This window comes from Desulfosporomusa polytropa, assembly GCF_055380075.1.
The window spans coordinates 1,736,760-1,754,488 of record NZ_AP042400.1; the positions used below are offsets into that span (position 1 = coordinate 1,736,760).

The following is a 17,729-nucleotide window of genomic DNA, read 5'->3' on the forward strand; positions in this document are numbered from 1 at the left end:
AATTTTCTAAATTCTACATTATGTCGCTTTTCCCTGCTGCAATTAATAAAAACCGGGGCATAATTGCTCCCGGCTTCTTGGTATTGACTATATAGTTGTTACGCTTCACCCACTATCCGTACTTCGGGATGAAGAGAAACACCAAACTGCTTATATACACTATCCTGTACTTTGCTGATTAAAGCCAGCACATCCTGGGCTGTCGCACCACCAGCATTAATAATGAAACCTGCATGTTTGCTAGATACTTGTGCACCGCCGACACTTGTACCCTTTAGGCCGGCCTGTTCAATCAACGTACCGGCAAAATGACCATTAGGGCGCTTAAAGGTACTGCCAGCACTCGGCATCTCAATTGGTTGTTTGGTTTGACGCTTATTCGTGTAGTCGTCAAGTCGTACGCGGATCGAACTATTCACGCCATCCGCGAGCGCCAGTTCTACTTCACAGACAAGACAGCCATTCTCCTGAAATACGCTATGACGGTAACCAAACTCTAGCTCTTCGCGTACAAACCGCTTTAATGCGCCGCCCTCGCATACCGCCGTTACAGCTTGCACCACTTGGCTCATCTCACCTTCATAGGCACCGGCATTCATAAAAACAGCACCGCCAATACTGCCAGGAATGCCAATAGCAAATTCAAACCCTGTCAAATCATGTTGGGCAGCATACTTGGAAACCTCAGCTAAAAGCGCACCGGCACCAGCAACGACAGTATAACCGTTGTGGCGAATACCGCCCATCTCGGGACCAAATTTCAATACCAAACCACGGATTCCCCGGTCTAATACCAATACATTCGAGCCATTACCCAACACAGTAACCGGTATGGCAAACTGTTTAGAAATATGTAAAATAGCGGCTACCTCCTGAACCGAAGCAGGCAATGCAAGATAATCAGCCGGACCACCGATTCGAAAGGTAGTATGTTTGGACATAGCTTCATTAACTAGCAGTCTTTCCGGGGGAATAGCTTTTTTTAATTCGGCAGCAAAATCCACAGTTGTTGTAACTAGCATCTCATTTTTTGCCAAATAAATCCATTCCTTCAGCGACCGCATCGCCAATTATTTTATAGATATCAGCAGCAAGCTGCTGAAAACGCATATGGGCGTTGATAAAGTCTCGGGCTTTAGGATTTAGAATAATAAGGTCATACATTTTCTGGAGCTCCTGCATCTTATCTTTATCTTCCGGCTTTCCAGTCATCAGATCATATTCGGCTGCCAGCTTTTTCTTTAGAAAATCGTTCACCAGAGTTTTACTTGTTGTATCACTATCAAGATTTTGTTTGGCAACTAAAAAAAACTGATATTCCTCAGAATTTCTCAGCGTTCGCCCTAAGTCATGGGCTTTATCATGTACAGTCATGAAACTTCCTCCATTTCACCATCTAATTTATGCATTATAATTAGTATGTATACGCTAAAAATCCTTTTTCACCATTCCAAGATAATAATCCTGCATCGTTTTGGCATCTTTAGCCTGGGTACCTGCTGACTCGCAGATAATTCGCGGGGTATACCCCCGATCGGCGATGACAGCTAACAACGGCTCATGCGGCGGCCCAAAAGGATCACCAAAACTCCAATGCCGTTTCTCGCCTGCCTTAGTAAACTCAATAGGGCTAAAATGAATATGCAGATTTTTTGCTGCCTCTGCCCCAAGTGCTTCACCTATTTTATCAAATACAGCGGCAAATTCTGCACTTGTCGTATACATGCCGCCTGTCACAGCATGCATATGACCAAAATCAACTGCTGGCCGGACTCGCTCAGACAACTTACATAGTTCTAGCACCTCGTCAAGCGATCCCAGCTGATTTCGTTTACCCATAGTTTCTGCCAGAAGCTGCGGTCCTGTCAAGCCCTGCCCTTCGGCTTGTTCTAGAACCTTGGCAAATAGGTGCTTAGCCCGCTCCATAGCCTGTTGCCGGTCAACACCTTTGCCAGGACCGCCAATATGAAACACAATTCGGTCAGCCCCCATCCATTTGGCTACTTCCAGGGATCGTAAAAAGTGCCGCTCGGTGTTCGCGGCAGTGGTCTCATCTTCGGTAGCCAGACTAATATAATATGGCGCATGGATACTAAGCTTAATGTCAAATTGAGCGGCCTTCTGTCCTATCAATTCAGCTGTCGGCTGCTTAATCGTAACCCCGCGGCTGCATTGATACTCATAGGCCCTAAGTTCTTGTCCTGCTAACCATTCTGGCATGTCAGCCGAAGCCTTGCGGCCTGTTTCATAAAATGCATCTGGATTTCCTGCCGGTCCAAATTGTGCAAACACTGTATCACCATCCTAAAGATTTTGCTATCCAGATGGAAAGTATAACTTTCCCTGGATTGAACGACTAAGGCTTCTGCCGTCGTCCTAAGGGACTTGGCACAAGCTAGTCTTATCTTATCTCAGTCCTGGAAACTCCTGTTGCCTAAATGCTTCATACACTACGACAGCTACTGCATTTGACAGATTAAGTGATCTGGCATCTTCAATCATGGGGATGCGAATACAGTTGTCCGGATTGGCAGTAAGCAGTTCCTGTGGTAACCCTGCAGTTTCTTTGCCAAATACCAGCATATCATCATGTTGATAGGTGATATCACTATGGCGTTTACTAGCCTTGGTAGTGTTAAAATAAAAATTGTGACCTTGATATAGCCGCACTACTTCAGCAAAATTTTCGTGCACATGCACTTTGACTAAATGCCAATAGTCAAGCCCGGCACGTTTTAAATAGCGGTCTTCAATGGAAAATCCTAATGGTTTTACCAAATGTAGTTCACAGCCAGTGGCTGCACATAGTCTTGCAATGTTACCTGTATTGCCGGGAATCTCCGGTTCTACCAGTACAATATGCATCAAAATCACTCCAATTATACAATATCTGCCTCTTTCGCAGTTACCGGCCGGGTTTCTTGCTCGTTACTAGTTTGCAGCACAATAACAGCCAGAACCACAAGCAACCCTCCCAGCATTTGCAGCAAGCCCATGACTTCATCCAAAACCAAATAAGCAGTAATAGCAGCAATTACTGGTTCCAAACAAGCGGTAATTCCTACATTGGTCGGCGATAAGAAGCGTATGCCATAAAAATATAACAGAAAAGGAAGCACCGTCGAACATATGGCAATATAAGCAAAAAGCCACCAGTTTTCAGCATTAATTGTCCCCTGTACCCAGGTTTCCGGAGATACCAGCCACCAAAATAAGCCAGCAAAACCAAAAGAATAGGTTATAGCAGTCAGTGGATGGTACTTGCGTACCGCCCGCCGGCTGTATATTGTGTTAAATGCCATAGCCACCGCCGCTAATAATCCGCTCGTAAGCCCTAACGCACTAATCGAAACCTCGCCGCCAGCATTAAGCATAATTAATAGCCCGCCTAACGTTGCCAAAGCAATGGCCACACCACGCCTGACACCTAATCGTTCTTTTTCGAAAATAACGGAATAGAGAGCCATAAATACAGGCGCTAAATACTGCAAAAAAACAGCGGTAGCTACATTCGTAAGGCTAATAGTATAAAAATATAAAAATTGCAGCAGTGCCATACCTCCGGTACCCAGCAGAGCGAAATAAGCAATCTCCCGGCGAGGGATAACAAGCAGACGTCTATTGTAGCAGAAGAGTCCTATTAGCATTAATAAAAATGCCAAAGTCAAACGAATCTTTACCAGTAGAAAGGGGGTAATATTTTGGTTAAACAGTGCTTTTGCCGCCGAGCCACCAATTCCCCACATACAGGCCGCGGCAATAACGGCAACATATCCATATACTTCTGTGCGCATGACAGCTCCTTGGTAAAAAGTTCAAAGTAAAATTTATTCTACACCAAAAGCAAAAGTCCTACCCCTGGCTGCTAATTTTTGATATACTCACGCAGCGCAACTCATACATTGTAGAGGAATGCCAATGGTAACACTACAAACAAAAGGGAGGATAAAAAATGGCTGAAGGAAAAATCAGACACATGTTCCCTGGCGGCAATACCCCCCAAGGCTTTTTCTCTTATTATGATTATGTAATACCCCTTGATGCAACAAGAATTTTCTTGCTAAAAGGTGGCCCGGGTGTCGGCAAATCCACTTTCATGAAAAAAATTGGGCAAACTCTTATCGAACATGGTTATGACGTCGAACACCACCATTGCTCAAGTGACCCACATTCCCTAGACGGATTGGTCATACCTGTGCTCGGGGTTGCCTTGATTGACGGCACCTCTCCCCATATTGTCGACCCTAAACACCCTGGCTGTGTTGATGAAATCCTCAATCTTGGCGAATATTGGAACGAGGCCAAGATGGTCCATAAGAAAACCGAAATAGTAGCCTATACCAAAGAAATCAGTACGCGCTTTCAACGCGCTTATCGGATGCTCAAAGCTGCCAAAGCCATCTATGACGATTGGGAAGCCGCCAGTTGTGAAGCCATGAATTACAACCTAGCCAACCAAAAAGCCGCAAGTATTATAGAATCAATTTTTAGTGGCATAACCACTGTCGGGTACGGAAAAAACCGGAAACTGTTTGCCTCTGCCATTACACCGCTTGGCCCGGTAAATTATATTGACTCTCTTAGTGCTGGTCTCGCCAAACATTATATTATAACAGGTTTACCGGGTACAGGCAAAGCAACCTTGCTAGCCAAGGTTGCTGATACAGCCATAGCCAAGGGGCTAGATATTGAAACCTTTTATTGCCCTCTTGACCCGCTTAAACTAGAACATATCCTTATTCCTGCCTTGGACACAGCCATCATAACTTCAACTCCGCCGCACAACCAAAGCTTTAACAACGCTACGGCGGTTATTGATATGAATGATTGTCTTGATACAGACATTGTCTTCCGACTAGAGCCTGTAACCAATTATGATCGCAGCACGTTCTGGGAACTTTTTGGTAAAGCAGGTGCTTATATCCATGAAGCTAAGAAACTCCATGATGAACTTGAGACGTACTATATACCCAATATTAATTTTGCCGGTGTCGATACGCTCAGAGTAAGAACTTTGGCACGAATAGTCGGCTATACGTCAAAACAATAAACTGCTTAAAATCTCGTGGCTATTTTATCCAGATGGAAAGTATAACTTTCCCTGGATTGAACGACTAAGGCTTCTGCCAGCGACGCGCCCGGATGGCGCTAGTGCCGATTGCGCCATGGATGGCACAGCAATTCGGCCGTCCTAAAGGACTTGGCACAAGACAAGTCTTATCTTATCACACTGGAATCTCTTAGCAGTCCTAACCGCGTTAAAAGGCGGGATAACCAGGATCCAAAAAACGGCATTCTGCTGATATCGCGCTCGGTAACTCCACCAAGCAAAAGCAAAACAGCACCATAAATAATAGCCGCTAAGCACATAACCCCAAATGTTGCGACAGCATCACTAACCCCGCCTTTGACCGTAAATTGATAGATAACATCAATACTTGCTCCCATAATAATGGCAGCAAAGACACTTTTCCACAGCCCCTGCCAATCCATGCAAAAGCCTGTGTATTTAATTACAAAATATAAATTTAGCAACGCTGCAACACCAATATCGGCATTAGTCGCCCAACCAGCCCCCTGTATCCCTAGACTCGGTATAGCCGTTAGATTCCAATTTAACAAGACTTTAACTGCAGCCGCAATGCCCATGTTGATTACCGGCAAAACGGTATAACCCATTCCCTGTAAAACCCCGGTTGTTACCTGATGAATACCTAACAGGTACACACCAAAAGAAAGTACCTTCACTACCTCCCCAGCCTGGGGTGCATGATATATAAAGGCAGCAATCGGTGTTCCCAGTACCCACAGTCCGGCAACAGCGGGAATTGTCACAATATTGGTAAGTCGCATAGCTGAGGCCGCTCGTTCACGAATTTGCCCCATATTTCCCAGCGCCTTAGCTTCAGACACAGCAGGTACAATGCTGGTTGCCAACGCCGCTGTAATAATTGTAGCAAGATTAACTAACGGCACCCCCATACCTGTCAAATAACCAAATAACTCGGTAGCACGCTCAACAGTATACCCGGCTGCTTCCAGCCGGACAGGCACAATCAAAAGATCTAAATTAGCCACCAGCGGCAGCATAATACTAGCTAATGAGACTGGCAATGCCAACACTGCAATCCGCCGCACAATACTGCCTGGAGCTTCCGGTTTCTGCTTTATTGGTTCTGACTGGCATCCTTGCTTGCATTTAATCCGCAACCGCCAGTAGTAATAAAGTAACACACAGAGTCCAGCTGCCGCTCCGGCACCCGCGCCCATACTTGCACCACCGGCAGCATATTCAATACCTCGGGGTAGCAGCCAAATTGCAAATAGTAACATGGTTCCCACGCGAAATAACTGTTCCACAATTTGGGACACAGCAGTGGGAGTCATATTTTGCCATCCCTGAAGATAACCACGAAAACTAGAGAGTAACGTAACTAAAAAAATAGCCGGTGATAATGCCAGTAATGCATAATATGCTCTGGGATCACGAATAACCCGATATTCAATCAGCCAACCGGCACCAAAGTAAACTAGCGTGCTTAGAGCAATTCCGGTCACTGTGAGCATAGCCAAAGATAGGTAAAAAACCCGGTTAGCTCCCCGATAATCTTGATAAGCTATCTTTTCGGCAGTAATAATAGAAATTGCCACCGGAATACCGGCAGTTGACAGACTAAGAGCTAACAAATAGATAGGAAAGGCCATTTGATAGAGGCCGATTCCCTCCCCACCCAACACGCGTGACAGAATAATCCAGTTGAGCGAACCAATAACTTTCACAACAATGCCTGCAACTGTCAACACAAGCGTACCTTGAAGAAGACGGTTAGGTTTACGTTTCGTTTCGTCTTGTTGCTTCATATCCTGAGCTATTCATCCCTTCCTCAAAATCAGCATTCAGCCTATTATGCTAATTTTGGTCAGACTGTGTCCGGTTCTTCCAGAAGTAATATCCCGCAGCAGCTACAAGCATAGCAACAACTACCAGACTAGCCTCATGGCCCATAGAATTCAACTTTCGCCAATTTTCGCCCAGCACTTGGCCCGCATAAATTAAAGTTACTGTCCAAGGAATGGAACCTAACAAGGTGTAGAGTATAAATTTACCCAAATTCACTTTGGCAAACCCAGCAGGGAGCGAAATAAACGTACGGACAACAGGTAACAGTCGGCTAAAAAAAGTTGCCTTCAGTCCATAGCGGTCAAACCACTTTTGAGCAGTGTCAACATGTTTTTTAGATAAGAACAGGTATTTCCCATACTTTGTAACAAAAGGTTGTCCACCATAAAACCCTACCAGATAGGCAGCAATCGAGCCTATCAGTCCGCCTGTCACCCCAGCAACAACACTCATGGTAAAATCCAGCCTGCCAAGATAGACCAGATATCCTGCAAAACCAAAAATGAGTTCACTAGGTACAGGTATGCACGCACTTTCTAGCGCCATACCGATAGCAATCCCGGTATAACCCCAAAGTGCAATATAATCTACTACAATTTGAAAAAATTGTTCCGCGACAATCGCCTCCTTCGCTTCATATTCTACCATGCTTTACTAGCAAACTGCAAAAGCCGCTATTCAAAAAAAATAGCGGCTTTACGCAAAGTTTGTATTACTAATAAAATGTGGTAATATATAAATATGATTTTACTAGGATTCGGCAGGTGTAAACTTGAAAAGAATATTTATTATTATGTTCCTAACGATTTCCATGCTTTATGTCTTAGAGGTCTCTGAAGCTGTCGGTCTCACTAGTTTCAAACCACAGTTAGAGATTAACCATATGTCCAACGAGTATATTTTACAATGGCAACGTGTACCTTATCTTGCTTATTATGAGGTAGAAGCTTTGAGTATTCCTCCTGCCGACGACGCTAAGCGAGCGACTGATACAGAGCGGATTGCTAGTTATCGCACTTGGAAAAATCAACTGCCTATTGATGAAAATTTCCCGTTTCGCACCTACTGGCGGGTATCTGCCCAAACTATATTTCATCAACCCTTGGGTAAATACTCTGATTATATCAACTTAACACAAACCATTAGTGGAACGGTCGCTGATTTTGGCAAGGTTAAGCCGGAACCTACCTCTTTCTACCCAACCAGCGCTCCCGCATCTATCCGGCCAATGCTCACCTGGACAGTAGTACCAGGCGCGGTATACTATGAGCTTGAATTATTAACAGAACAACCTGAAAACCCTAACGATATTTTTTCGTCTGACAAGCAGGTGCGCTTAACCCGCGAAGTGTTTACCAATGGCTATAATGTTGATCTATCCTGGTATGAAAGCAATCACATCTTCTGGCGGGTCCGCGCACTAAATAACCGTGGTAACCCCTTAGGCGTTTTTTCTGATGCCACAGAGGTCTGGATTGATCGCGATATTATTCCCGTAACCAAACCGCTGACTAATGATCATAAACCTACTAACTTGCCAACACCGCTTTACCCAGCTTATGCTTGGATACCAGTACTCGGCGCTTCAAGCCATGAGATCGAGCTTACCAGTCAACCACCAGAGAACCCGGGTGGTGTTGAACCCTCCAGTTACCGTATTTGGAGCAAAATAATAACAGGCTTAAATGACTGTTATGACGAGGAGCCTCGTATTACTCCCGGAAAATACTATTGGCGGGTACGCGGCATTGACGCTATCGGCAATCCAGTCGGTGGCTATTCGGACGCCGTTGAGTTTAGTGTTGACTTGAGCCGTGGCAACTACGCCGCCACCTTTGGTGATAGTATTACCCATGGTGGCGGCGGAATCTCCTACTCTCCTGCTGATTTTGATTACAATTATCAGACCTATCTTAATTTTCCAGTCGTCAATCTTGGCAAAAGTGGTGATACTACGGCAACTATGTTAGCTAGATTTGATCAAGATGTGTTGCCGTTCAAGCCAAAATATCTACTTATTCTGGGCGGTACCAACAGTTTGCGCGGCGGTGTTCCTGCCACCCAAGTCATAACTGAACTTACTGGTATTCGCGACAAATGTCTGACAAAAGGCATCCGTCCCATTTTTTTAACTTTACCACCAGTGAACCCAGACGCAATTAATGATGTTTTTAATGAAGAAACAGTAGACAATTGGCGGGAAGAGTTTGATACAGTCAACCAATTCATCCGTCAACAGCGTTACTTTATTGACCTTGAACCTCACCTGCTTGGCAGTACCCGGGAGCTTCCGGATCATTTGGCTATAGATGGCTTACACCCTGATATTGAGGGCAAGAAACTTATCGCACAAATTATCAATGCTCATTGGACAAGGGTTGTTCGCTAGCAGCCTGTTCCAACAGTAATAACTCATCCCGCCGCTGTTTGGCACTAGTAAAGAATGCATGAATACTGCCTCTGTCTCCTTGGCGAACCGCATCAGCTACTTGGCTGATAATTTGACTGAATTTATCCAAACTGTCGGCAATCGGTCCAGCATTTGTCATACAAATATCAGCCCACATATCAGCATTGGAAGAGGCAATTCTCGTTGTATCCCGAAACCCACCACCTGCCAGCTTTATACTATTTTCCTGGTCTTGCGAATATGTGAGTAGGTTTACTAGCGCGGCTGCGCCAATATGCGGTACGTGACTGATTAAGGCCGTACACCAATCATGCTCGTCAGCCTTCATTTCAGTGACTCTGGCCCCGGTCCAGTTAATTACTTGACGTACTGCTTCCACCGCTGGGGAATCCGCCTCCCTGCCAGGAATAAGTATATACCACTTATCAAAAAAAAGTGTATCCGCAGCGGCTTCGATGCCGCTTTGTTCACGTCCTGCCATAGGGTGACCGGGAACATAATAAACACCATGCGGTAATACTGCCATTATTTGTTCCATAAGATAGGTTTTAGTACTACCTGTGTCTGTCAAAATAGCGCCTTGTTTTAAATGGGGTGCTATTTTTTTTATTAGTGCTGCTATTTGTAACACTGGCGTACACAAAAAAACCATATCAGCATTACCTAGACCGCTTTGATAATCACCAGTAATAAGGTCAGCAGCGCCGCGTTGTTTGGCTTTCAATAGTGAGAGCTCGTTTGTGTCAATACCAGTAACCTCAACGCTGGAGCCTTGGGATGCTTTGATCGCTAAACCGAGCGAACCACCAATTAAACCCATACCGACGATGGCAATCCGCTTGATAGCTGGCTTCATGCCATCTTCCTGCCAACAGCTGCAGCAATGGCGCCCACTTCACTCATCAGGGTCTGGAAGTTAGCAGGAGTCAGCGACTGACTGCCATCAGACAATGCTTCTGCCGGGTTAGGATGAACCTCAATCATCAAACCGTCAGCTCCGCCCGCCACCGCGGCCTTTGCCATGGGTTTAACCAATTTCCACACGCCAGTACCATGACTGGGATCAACAATCACCGGCAAATGGCTTAACTCTTTAAGTGCTGCTACCGCACTCAAATCCAATGTGTTACGGGTATAATTCTCAAAAGTCCGGATACCGCGTTCGCAAAACATAACATTAAAATTGCCTTCGCTCAATATATACTCGGCCGCATGTAACCATTCATTGATGGTTGCCGACATACCACGCTTTAACAGTACTGGCATGCCGCTTTTCCCTACCGCCTTTAGCAGTTGAAAGTTTTGCATATTGCGTGCCCCGATTTGCAATACATCGGCATAAGCACTTACCACTGATACAGATTGGATATCAACAACCTCTGTAACTATCTTTAGTCCAGTCACATCCCGGGCCTCTGCCAGCATTTCCAACCCTTTTTCTTCAAGCCCCTGAAAAGAATAAGGTGACGTCCGTGGCTTATAGGCGCCCCCACGTAAAAACTGAGCGCCAGCTTCTTTGACAATCTTAGCTGATTCCAACAGTTGCTCTCTACTCTCCACTGCACAAGGACCTGCCATCACTACCAGATTAGTACCGCCAACTAGTACACCGCCAATGTCTATCACCGTATCTTCGCTCTTAACTTCCCGGCTAACCAGCTTATAACCAGCAGTAACAGATATCGCTTTCTCCACACCAGACATAGCCTCTAAGGGCAGCTGGGCCATAAGTTTTTTCTCACCAATCAAACCAATAATTGTGCGTAGTTTTCCTTCTGACAAATGAACTCTTAGTCCCGCACCCGTTACCCGGGCAATCACATTGTCAATCTCTTTTTGAGTAGCTGTTGGACTCATTACAATAATCATAGCTATCGCCTCCTAAAATTTTCGAAAAATAAAAAAGCCTCATCCCCTGACAGGGACGAGACTTTACTCGCGGTACCACCCTGCTTGCTATATAGCAAGCCACTTTTTTTAGGTACAGGATCATTCCGATACCCTAGCCTCTGATAACGGTGGCATCCGGCAAGGTCTACTTGGAATCCGTTCGACCTGCTGCTCACAGGTGTATTTCAATAAGCACGCCTACCGGGTCACACCAACCCCCGGCTCTCTGATAATAGCGTTGCCAATTTACTTATCCTGTTCATTGCATTTATATATGCTGTTGAGAATGACTATATCACACAACAAAAACTCTGTCAACAGCCTCATTATATAATTGATTTTTCGGTAACTGCGTTAATGCTTGAGCTAATTGGTCAGGACAAGAGGTCGCTTTATCACCACATTTTATCCCTTTTAATTTACTAATAACCTCTTCAACCTTCATTCCTTCTGCCAATCGGCTTACGCCCTGCAGGTTCCCAGAGCAGCCTGATTGAAACTGGATTTTCTTGACGATATTGTCTTCGACCAAAAACTCAATCTTGGTTGCACACACACCGCTAGGCACATAAGTAGTCATATTGAGCCACATTCCTTCCTGTATATGTATTATGGAAACATTATAACATACAACAGTTGGCGTGACAGTACTATTTTTACAACCGGCGAACAGCGTCAATCAATGGTGGTACAACTTGTTTTTTACGTGACATAACTCCTGGCAAATACCAGGTACCATCTGGCTGGCCTTTACCAAATGCAGCAGCTATCAGTCCTGCTGGCTGCCCGTAGTGCAATAGGTATGTTGCCTCATCTACTATGCCTGTAATTAGCAATATTGCCATATTATATTGCTCTTTATTGCAAATAGCCTGTAAAGCCGTTTCTAGTTGATTTTGTTGCAATAGCACACCTTTCGGGTCCATGACAGAGATTTGACTAATAGCAACATAATATTCGCCGATCTGAAATTCCTTTAGATCGGTAGCAACAATATCACCTGGTGTCAGCTTATCAATAACTGAACCAGCTTTTAGCATAGACATACCAAAATCTTGAATAGTAATTCCCACCATTTGGGCTAGTTTATTGGCCGTATCACAGTCTTTTTCGGTTGCTGTAGGTGATTTAAAGAGAACAGTATCAGAGATAATGGCAGCTAGCAATAGGCCGGCAATCGGCTTAGGTATTGCTACATTACGATGCCAGTACATATTGGCCACAATAGTGGCTGTCGAACCAACTGGCTCATGCCTAATAAAGATCGGTTCACTGGTCTCTAATCCGCCCAGCCGGTGATGATCAACGATTTCAACAATTTTAGCTTCTTCTATGCCATTTACTGCTTGTGATCGTTCATTATGGTCAACCAAAATAATCTGATCACGCTCAGGCATAATCAGTCTGTCCCTGTTAATAAGCCCAACTAGCTTGCCTGCCTGGACAACGGGGTAATTACGATAACCTGTACGAATAATACTATTTTTTATATCTGATACCATATCATCAGGTTTAAAGGAAGCAACATCAGTTTTCATGACATTCCACACCGGAATGCTCTGGTTGATTAATCGTCCACAGGTATAGGTATCCTGCGGTGCTCTGATGATGTAGGTGCCTGCCACCTGGGCTGCAGTTTCCACCTCAGGCGCCACCTCGAAATCACCTGTGACTATCAGACAGGAAACACCAACCTCAATGCATGCCAGTTGAATCTTGGTACGATTGCCTACTAAAACGATATCACCAGGTTTAATAACTTTAGCCATTGTCTCGGTACGGGAAGCGGCAATTTTTACACTGCCTTCAATTCTGCGCGATAATTCCCCACCACATACAAGTGTGCCATTAAGGCAGCGTAAAATTCCCGCATAGTTAACACCCGTTTCCCGTAAATCCTGCATACCCAATTCACTGACATAGCGTTCGGCTAAATCACTAACGGTGACTATTCCTACTAACGTGCCATCATTCTCTACAACAGGAATGGACTTCACATTATGAACTTGAATAAGCTGACCAAGCTTCCTCAAGGTATTCCAGGGATGAATAGTAATGATACTTTCATGCATTACATCTTTAGCCCGGGGATATACATCTAGAATAAGTTGTGGCGCTTGCACGTCAAAAACGTCTAACACATATTTTGTTTCTGCATTGATCTTCCCCGCACGCGCCGGAACTACATGCGCACCCAAGGCCGTTTTTAAATGTGCATAGGCAATAGCTGAGCAAATGGAATCCGTATCAGGATTACGATGCCCAATTATGTAAATAGGTTTGGACAAACTTATCTCAACTCCTCGCCCTATAATCTTTTGAATTTTTTTCATATAGTTTATTCGCTAACCTATTTATTAACCCCTGCTTTAAACAGCTAACTATCTGTACCCCTTTTTTCGAGTAACCTATAACCATTTGCATTATAATATAATTATGAACTTTGTGTTTCTATATACAAATTTTATAAAAAGAGGTAATCATCATGCGCGTAAGGTTTGGTTATGTTGCCATTGCCCTGAACCTTGCCGAAGGTTCACCTAATAAAACCGTTACAGTAAAAAACCTGGAGAAAATCGCCGCTCCCCAAGAACGCATTAACCGATTACGCCGCTTAACTCACCAAAACATCACTACTACCCTGCGCATTCTCCGTTATAATGTTGCTCATGATATTTACCTTTATCGTTTCACCTCAAAACTAGTACCACTGGCTACCCATCCTATTGCTGCTGGTTGGAGCTATCCTGATGAATTCGCGGCTGAATGGCAGGAAATTGGCCGCTACATTAAAAACTACAAGCTGCGAGTAAGTGCGCATCCTGACCACTATACCTTGCTAAACAGTCCCAAAACCGAAGTGCTGACAGCCGCCATCCATGACCTTAATTACCATGTTACTATGCTGGAAGCTATGACTTTGCCTGCTGAACCACAACTAGTTATCCATGTCGGCGGACTATATAAGGAAAAACCAACCGCAATCGCTCGATTTATCACCCAATTTAACCAATTGCCTGAACGTATACGCTTTAGACTTATGCTGGAAAACGACGATAAAATCTACACTGCTGTCGATGTTCTCAAGCTATGCCAAACAGTTGGCTGCCCCATGGTGCTTGATGTTCACCATCACGCTTGTAACAATACTGGCGAAAACTTAGCTGACTTATGGCCCGCTATTATCAAGACATGGAAAAACTCTGTTCCGAAGATTCATTTGTCCAGTCCCAAAAGTGTCACAGAGTTTCGCAGTCATGCCGATATTATCGCGCTGCCTGACTTTCTTCCTTTTCTCACCGCGGCCAAAGAGCAACGACAAGACTTTGATGTCATGATCGAAGCAAAAAATAAAGACCAGGCACTCTTCAAGCTCATGAATGATCTCGAAAAGATACCTGGCATTAAGCGAATAGAACAAGCAGTAATTGAACTATGATTCATGTAAGCTATCTATTACTATTGTTATCTGGCACATTCGCCAGCTTCCCCCTTCATAATGGCTAAGCCGTGGTCCAAAGCTGGCAAAATAGCTTCCAAGCACTCACGCACGCCTTTAGGACTGCCGGGAAGATTGATAATGAGTGTTTTGCCACGTAACCCTGCTACTGCCCGCGACAACATGGCCCGTGAAGTTTTTTCCAACGATTTAGCCCGCATAACTTCCGGAATACCAGGAACTTGTCTGTCAATTACCGCTAAGGTAGCTTCCGGTGTTACATCCCGTGGACCGAGCCCGGTGCCGCCGGTTGTGAGTATGATATCTATCTTTAAATTGTCAGCCATGTTAAGCATAGCTTGACTGAGCGCCTCACGCTCATCCGGAACAATTACATAATGCTTGACCTCGCCGAGTTCTGCCAGCATCTCCGCAATAGCCTTGCCGCTCAAATCCTCGCGTTCACCGCGTGAGCCCTTATCACTGGCTGTGATAATACCAATACTATACATTTTCGATCACCTCAAGGGTATCGCCATTAGCCACCCGTCCACCAGTGACTACGATAGCAAATATGCCTTCCTTAGGCATAACGCAGTCACCAGCCTGATAATAGATACTGCAGGGTTTATGACATTCTTTACCGATTTGACTGACTTCCATTAGTACCTCACCAATCTTTAATTTCGTGCCAATAGGCAAAGAAGGCAGATTAAGTCCCTCAGTAGTTAAGTTTTCAGCAAAGTCCCCAGGATGAACATCAAGACCTTTCTGGCGCATCTTTTCAATGCTCTCTAATGCTAATAGACTGACCTGACGATGTTTAAACCCAGCATGGCCATCGCCTTCCAAACCAAGTCCTACTAAAAGGTTGGCCTCACCAACATTTTTTTTGCGCTCGCCTTTGTTTTTACTAGTACAAACAGCTATAATTTTCCCTTGCATTAGTTAACCCTCCCTGACAAAATTACCGCTTTTACCGCCTGACTTGGATCGTAGTTGGACATATTCTATAGTCATCGCCTTATCTACCGCTTTGCACATATCATAGATGGTCAAGGCTGCAACTGACACGGCAGTCAATGCTTCCATTTCCACGCCGGTCTTACCGGTAGTTTTAACTACTGCCTTGATATCGATAGCATTCACTGCGTCTTCAATGGTAAATTCAAGGTTAACACCTGTAAGTAACAGCGGGTGACACATGGGAATTAAATTCCAAGTCTGCTTTGCACCCATTATCCCAGCTACTTGAGCTACTCCTAAAACATCACCTTTACCCATAGCACCTTGTTTGACCAGTGCAAGAGTAGCTGGTTTCATAGTAATCCGGCCTTCAGCCACCGCTTCCCGTTTAGTCTCATCTTTGACAGTTACATCAACCATGCGTGCCTTCCCAGCGTGATTAAAATGCGTTAATTCCTCCATGACTGCCTCCACCATTCAAATAGTATATATTATTTCTATATTCTGTCCATTCTTTACTATTTCCTGCAATACTTATGATAACTTGTTTGAATTTTAGTGAACTCAAAAGAGTTAGTCTGCTGCGAACACATAAAGAAGAGGTACTAAAAGTGCTTTAGTACCTCTTCTATTACTTAGTATTATTTTATTAAATAGCTGCTTTATAGATACCTTCAATTTCTTCTTGGCTGGCTTGTTTCGGATTACTAAGGCCGCAAACATCTTTCAGCGCATTGGTAGCAAGAGTCGGGATATCACTTTCTTTAAATCCCCTAAGTTCTTTTAGACCAGCAGGAATTCCGATGCTGGCAGAAAGTTCCCGAATAGCGGCAATTGCCACTGCTGCTGCTTTTTCGGCAGATAACCCAGCAACATCTTTACCCATGACTTTGGCGATTTCAGCAAATCTTTCAGGAACAACTTTCGCATTATAATCTGAAACACAGGGCAGGAGGACAGCATTACAAACACCATGAGGCAAATCATAGAATCCACCAAGTTGATGAGCCATTGCATGTACATAGCCTAGGCTGGCATTATTAAAGGCAATGCCGGCAAGATACTCGGCATAGGTCATCATCTCTCTGGCTTCCATGTCATTACCGTTGTCAACAGCTTTCTTTAAGTAACCAGCTACCAATTCAATCGCTTTGAGAGCAGCACAGTCGGTAACAGGGGTAGCAATTGTGGAAACATAAGCTTCTACCGCATGAGTCAATGCGTCCATACCGGTAGCGGCAGTAAGCGAAGGTGGCATAGCAACCATCAGATCAGCATCATCAACTGCGATAACAGCAGTGGTGTGCCAGTCAACAATCGCCATTTTAACGTGGCGGGTTTCATCAGTAATAATGCAGAACCGGGTCATTTGGCTAGCAGTGCCTGAAGTCGTATTAACAGCAATTAGCGGCAATTGAGGTTTAGCAGATTTATTTAGACCCTCGTAGTCTTCAATCTTGCCACCGTTAGCGGCAACAAGAGCAATTCCTTTCGCGCAGTCATGTGGCGAACCACCACCGAAAGATACCACGAAATCACATTGATTCTCTTTAAGAATTTTCAAGCCATCATTGACATTACCAACGGTTGGGTTAGGCTGAGCACCATCAAAAATAGCATACCCTACGTTAATTTTATCAAGTACATCAGTTAGTTTTTTGATAAGTTTGATTTGTACAAGAACCTTATCACTAACTATCAGTGCCTTTTTAAAGCCCATAGGTTTTATATAATCAGCTATGTCCTCAAGACACTCAACACCCATAATAGTTACTGGTGGCATAAAATACCCATAAGATTTTTTTGTCATAATAAATTGCCTCCTTGTTCATTAATTTATTTTTGTAAAATTAATTCACGAAACCGGGGCCATCATGAACATTCAAGAGTATACTAGCAAATCCACCCCCTGTTTTTTAAATATTCAGCTATATTGTGCTAGGTTTTCCTTTTGCTCCAAGATCGCTACGCTCCTTCTACTACGAATTTTCCGGCAAGTTCCCGGTCCATGCTAAACCGTGTTGAAGTGAACGGCAACCAGTGGTAAAACGCAAAATTTATTCCTATAACCAATCACGAACTATTGTATTGCAACTTTCATTCCAAGTTTAGTCCTTTTTTAT

At 44.3% G+C, this 17,729-nt stretch carries 18 protein-coding genes and 1 other annotated feature; of the genes, 3 read left to right on the top strand and 15 right to left on the bottom strand.

The features are described 5' to 3' along the window. Positions 1-98: 98 nt before the first annotated feature. The 5 genes from murB to ACZ449_RS09975 form a co-directional block, all read right to left on the bottom strand. Positions 99-1,022 (bottom strand): UDP-N-acetylmuramate dehydrogenase, encoded by a 924-nt coding sequence (gene murB / locus ACZ449_RS09955; protein ID WP_464261850.1) that lies wholly within the window; start codon positions 1,020-1,022, stop codon positions 99-101. Between the two features lies 1 nt (position 1,023). Continuing rightward, positions 1,024-1,374 (bottom strand): YlbF/YmcA family competence regulator, encoded by a 351-nt coding sequence (locus ACZ449_RS09960; RefSeq protein WP_464260873.1) that lies wholly within the window; start codon positions 1,372-1,374, stop codon positions 1,024-1,026. A 54-nt stretch (positions 1,375-1,428) separates the two neighbouring features. Further along, on the bottom strand, positions 1,429-2,292 hold the full coding sequence (locus tag ACZ449_RS09965; RefSeq protein WP_464260874.1) for a TIM barrel protein: 864 nt from the start codon (positions 2,290-2,292) through the stop codon (positions 1,429-1,431). Between the two features lie 114 nt (positions 2,293-2,406). Continuing rightward, a complete protein-coding gene (trmL, locus tag ACZ449_RS09970) occupies positions 2,407-2,865 on the bottom strand; it encodes a tRNA (uridine(34)/cytosine(34)/5-carboxymethylaminomethyluridine(34)-2'-O)-methyltransferase TrmL (protein WP_464260875.1) in 459 nt (152 codons plus the stop codon). 14 nt (positions 2,866-2,879) lie between these two features. Continuing rightward, complete coding sequence (locus ACZ449_RS09975) at positions 2,880-3,794, bottom strand: DMT family transporter (protein ID WP_464260876.1); 915 nt, start codon at positions 3,792-3,794, stop codon at positions 2,880-2,882. 158 nt (positions 3,795-3,952) lie between these two features. Between ACZ449_RS09975 and ACZ449_RS09980 the strand changes: the two genes are divergently transcribed. Then, positions 3,953-5,050, top strand: coding sequence for a PRK06851 family protein (locus ACZ449_RS09980; protein WP_464260877.1), 1,098 nt, complete (start codon positions 3,953-3,955; stop codon positions 5,048-5,050). Between the two features lie 167 nt (positions 5,051-5,217). On the opposite strand, the gene ACZ449_RS09985 is transcribed toward ACZ449_RS09980, so the two are convergent. Beyond that, positions 5,218-6,861, bottom strand: coding sequence for a putative polysaccharide biosynthesis protein (locus ACZ449_RS09985; protein ID WP_464260878.1), 1,644 nt, complete (start codon positions 6,859-6,861; stop codon positions 5,218-5,220). Between the two features lie 49 nt (positions 6,862-6,910). Beyond that, positions 6,911-7,549 carry a DedA family protein gene (locus ACZ449_RS09990; protein ID WP_464260879.1) on the bottom strand — a complete coding sequence of 213 codons (639 nt, stop codon included), beginning with the start codon at positions 7,547-7,549 and terminating at the stop codon, positions 6,911-6,913. Between the two features lie 124 nt (positions 7,550-7,673). Here ACZ449_RS09990 and ACZ449_RS09995 point away from each other — a divergent pair, with 124 nt between their 5' ends. After that, on the top strand, positions 7,674-9,290 hold the full coding sequence (locus tag ACZ449_RS09995; protein ID WP_464260880.1) for an SGNH/GDSL hydrolase family protein: 1,617 nt from the start codon (positions 7,674-7,676) through the stop codon (positions 9,288-9,290). Here ACZ449_RS09995 and ACZ449_RS10000 read toward each other — a convergent pair. The 4 genes from ACZ449_RS10000 to ACZ449_RS10015 all read right to left on the bottom strand — a co-directional run bounded on the left by ACZ449_RS10000 (position 9,259) and on the right by ACZ449_RS10015 (position 13,534). Continuing rightward, on the bottom strand, positions 9,259-10,167 hold the full coding sequence (locus ACZ449_RS10000; RefSeq protein ID WP_464260881.1) for a prephenate dehydrogenase: 909 nt from the start codon (positions 10,165-10,167) through the stop codon (positions 9,259-9,261). The genes ACZ449_RS09995 and ACZ449_RS10000 overlap by 32 nt on opposite strands. Continuing rightward, on the bottom strand, positions 10,164-11,180 hold the full coding sequence (aroF, locus tag ACZ449_RS10005; RefSeq protein ID WP_464260882.1) for a 3-deoxy-7-phosphoheptulonate synthase: 1,017 nt from the start codon (positions 11,178-11,180) through the stop codon (positions 10,164-10,166). Before aroF ends, ACZ449_RS10000 begins: the two co-directional genes overlap by 4 nt. A gap of 48 nt (positions 11,181-11,228) precedes the next feature. Then, positions 11,229-11,473 (bottom strand) — a binding site (T-box leader). Between the two features lie 23 nt (positions 11,474-11,496). Continuing rightward, positions 11,497-11,781: a TIGR03905 family TSCPD domain-containing protein gene (locus ACZ449_RS10010; RefSeq protein ID WP_464260883.1), complete on the bottom strand. Its 285-nt coding sequence runs from the start codon at positions 11,779-11,781 to the stop codon at positions 11,497-11,499. A gap of 76 nt (positions 11,782-11,857) precedes the next feature. Then, positions 11,858-13,534 (bottom strand): putative manganese-dependent inorganic diphosphatase, encoded by a 1,677-nt coding sequence (locus ACZ449_RS10015; protein ID WP_464260884.1) that lies wholly within the window; start codon positions 13,532-13,534, stop codon positions 11,858-11,860. A gap of 152 nt (positions 13,535-13,686) precedes the next feature. On the opposite strand from ACZ449_RS10015, the gene uvsE reads away from it, so the two are divergent. Next, positions 13,687-14,640, top strand: a complete 954-nt coding sequence (gene uvsE, locus ACZ449_RS10020) for a UV DNA damage repair endonuclease UvsE (RefSeq protein ID WP_464260885.1) — start codon at positions 13,687-13,689, stop codon at positions 14,638-14,640. 26 nt (positions 14,641-14,666) lie between these two features. Here uvsE and ACZ449_RS10025 read toward each other — a convergent pair whose 3' ends face one another. From ACZ449_RS10025 to ACZ449_RS10040, 4 genes are all read right to left on the bottom strand, one after another. Then, on the bottom strand, positions 14,667-15,152 hold the full coding sequence (locus tag ACZ449_RS10025; RefSeq protein WP_464260886.1) for a MogA/MoaB family molybdenum cofactor biosynthesis protein: 486 nt from the start codon (positions 15,150-15,152) through the stop codon (positions 14,667-14,669). Then, the gene (locus ACZ449_RS10030) at positions 15,145-15,585 is read right to left on the bottom strand and encodes an MOSC domain-containing protein (RefSeq protein WP_464260887.1); all 441 of its coding nucleotides are present in this window, start codon (positions 15,583-15,585) and stop codon (positions 15,145-15,147) included. The genes ACZ449_RS10025 and ACZ449_RS10030 overlap by 8 nt, the downstream gene beginning before the upstream one ends. A gap of 3 nt (positions 15,586-15,588) precedes the next feature. After that, positions 15,589-16,068: a cyclic pyranopterin monophosphate synthase MoaC gene (gene moaC, locus ACZ449_RS10035; RefSeq protein WP_464260888.1), complete on the bottom strand. Its 480-nt coding sequence runs from the start codon at positions 16,066-16,068 to the stop codon at positions 15,589-15,591. A gap of 187 nt (positions 16,069-16,255) precedes the next feature. Next, complete coding sequence (locus tag ACZ449_RS10040) at positions 16,256-17,416, bottom strand: iron-containing alcohol dehydrogenase (RefSeq protein ID WP_464260889.1); 1,161 nt, start codon at positions 17,414-17,416, stop codon at positions 16,256-16,258. Positions 17,417-17,729 lie beyond the last annotated feature (313 nt).

Excerpts from the sequence above, each read along its gene's own strand:
- murB (WP_464261850.1), bottom strand. The coding sequence starts at position 1,022 with ATGCTAGTTACAACAACTGTGGATTTTGCTGCCGAATTAAAAAAAGCT.
- ACZ449_RS09960 (WP_464260873.1), bottom strand. The coding sequence starts at position 1,374 with ATGACTGTACATGATAAAGCCCATGACTTAGGGCGAACGCTGAGAAAT.
- trmL (WP_464260875.1), bottom strand. The coding sequence starts at position 2,865 with ATGCATATTGTACTGGTAGAACCGGAGATTCCCGGCAATACAGGTAAC.
- ACZ449_RS09975 (WP_464260876.1), bottom strand. The coding sequence starts at position 3,794 with ATGCGCACAGAAGTATATGGATATGTTGCCGTTATTGCCGCGGCCTGT.
- ACZ449_RS09980 (WP_464260877.1), top strand. The coding sequence starts at position 3,953 with ATGGCTGAAGGAAAAATCAGACACATGTTCCCTGGCGGCAATACCCCC.
- ACZ449_RS09985 (WP_464260878.1), bottom strand. The coding sequence starts at position 6,861 with ATGAAGCAACAAGACGAAACGAAACGTAAACCTAACCGTCTTCTTCAA.
- ACZ449_RS09990 (WP_464260879.1), bottom strand. The coding sequence starts at position 7,549 with ATGGTAGAATATGAAGCGAAGGAGGCGATTGTCGCGGAACAATTTTTT.
- ACZ449_RS10000 (WP_464260881.1), bottom strand. The coding sequence starts at position 10,167 with ATGAAGCCAGCTATCAAGCGGATTGCCATCGTCGGTATGGGTTTAATT.
- aroF (WP_464260882.1), bottom strand. The coding sequence starts at position 11,180 with ATGATTATTGTAATGAGTCCAACAGCTACTCAAAAAGAGATTGACAAT.
- ACZ449_RS10010 (WP_464260883.1), bottom strand. The coding sequence starts at position 11,781 with ATGACTACTTATGTGCCTAGCGGTGTGTGTGCAACCAAGATTGAGTTT.
- ACZ449_RS10015 (WP_464260884.1), bottom strand. The coding sequence starts at position 13,534 with ATGAAAAAAATTCAAAAGATTATAGGGCGAGGAGTTGAGATAAGTTTG.
- uvsE (WP_464260885.1), top strand. The coding sequence starts at position 13,687 with ATGCGCGTAAGGTTTGGTTATGTTGCCATTGCCCTGAACCTTGCCGAA.
- ACZ449_RS10025 (WP_464260886.1), bottom strand. The coding sequence starts at position 15,152 with ATGTATAGTATTGGTATTATCACAGCCAGTGATAAGGGCTCACGCGGT.
- ACZ449_RS10030 (WP_464260887.1), bottom strand. The coding sequence starts at position 15,585 with ATGCAAGGGAAAATTATAGCTGTTTGTACTAGTAAAAACAAAGGCGAG.
- moaC (WP_464260888.1), bottom strand. The coding sequence starts at position 16,068 with ATGGAGGAATTAACGCATTTTAATCACGCTGGGAAGGCACGCATGGTT.
- ACZ449_RS10040 (WP_464260889.1), bottom strand. The coding sequence starts at position 17,416 with ATGACAAAAAAATCTTATGGGTATTTTATGCCACCAGTAACTATTATG.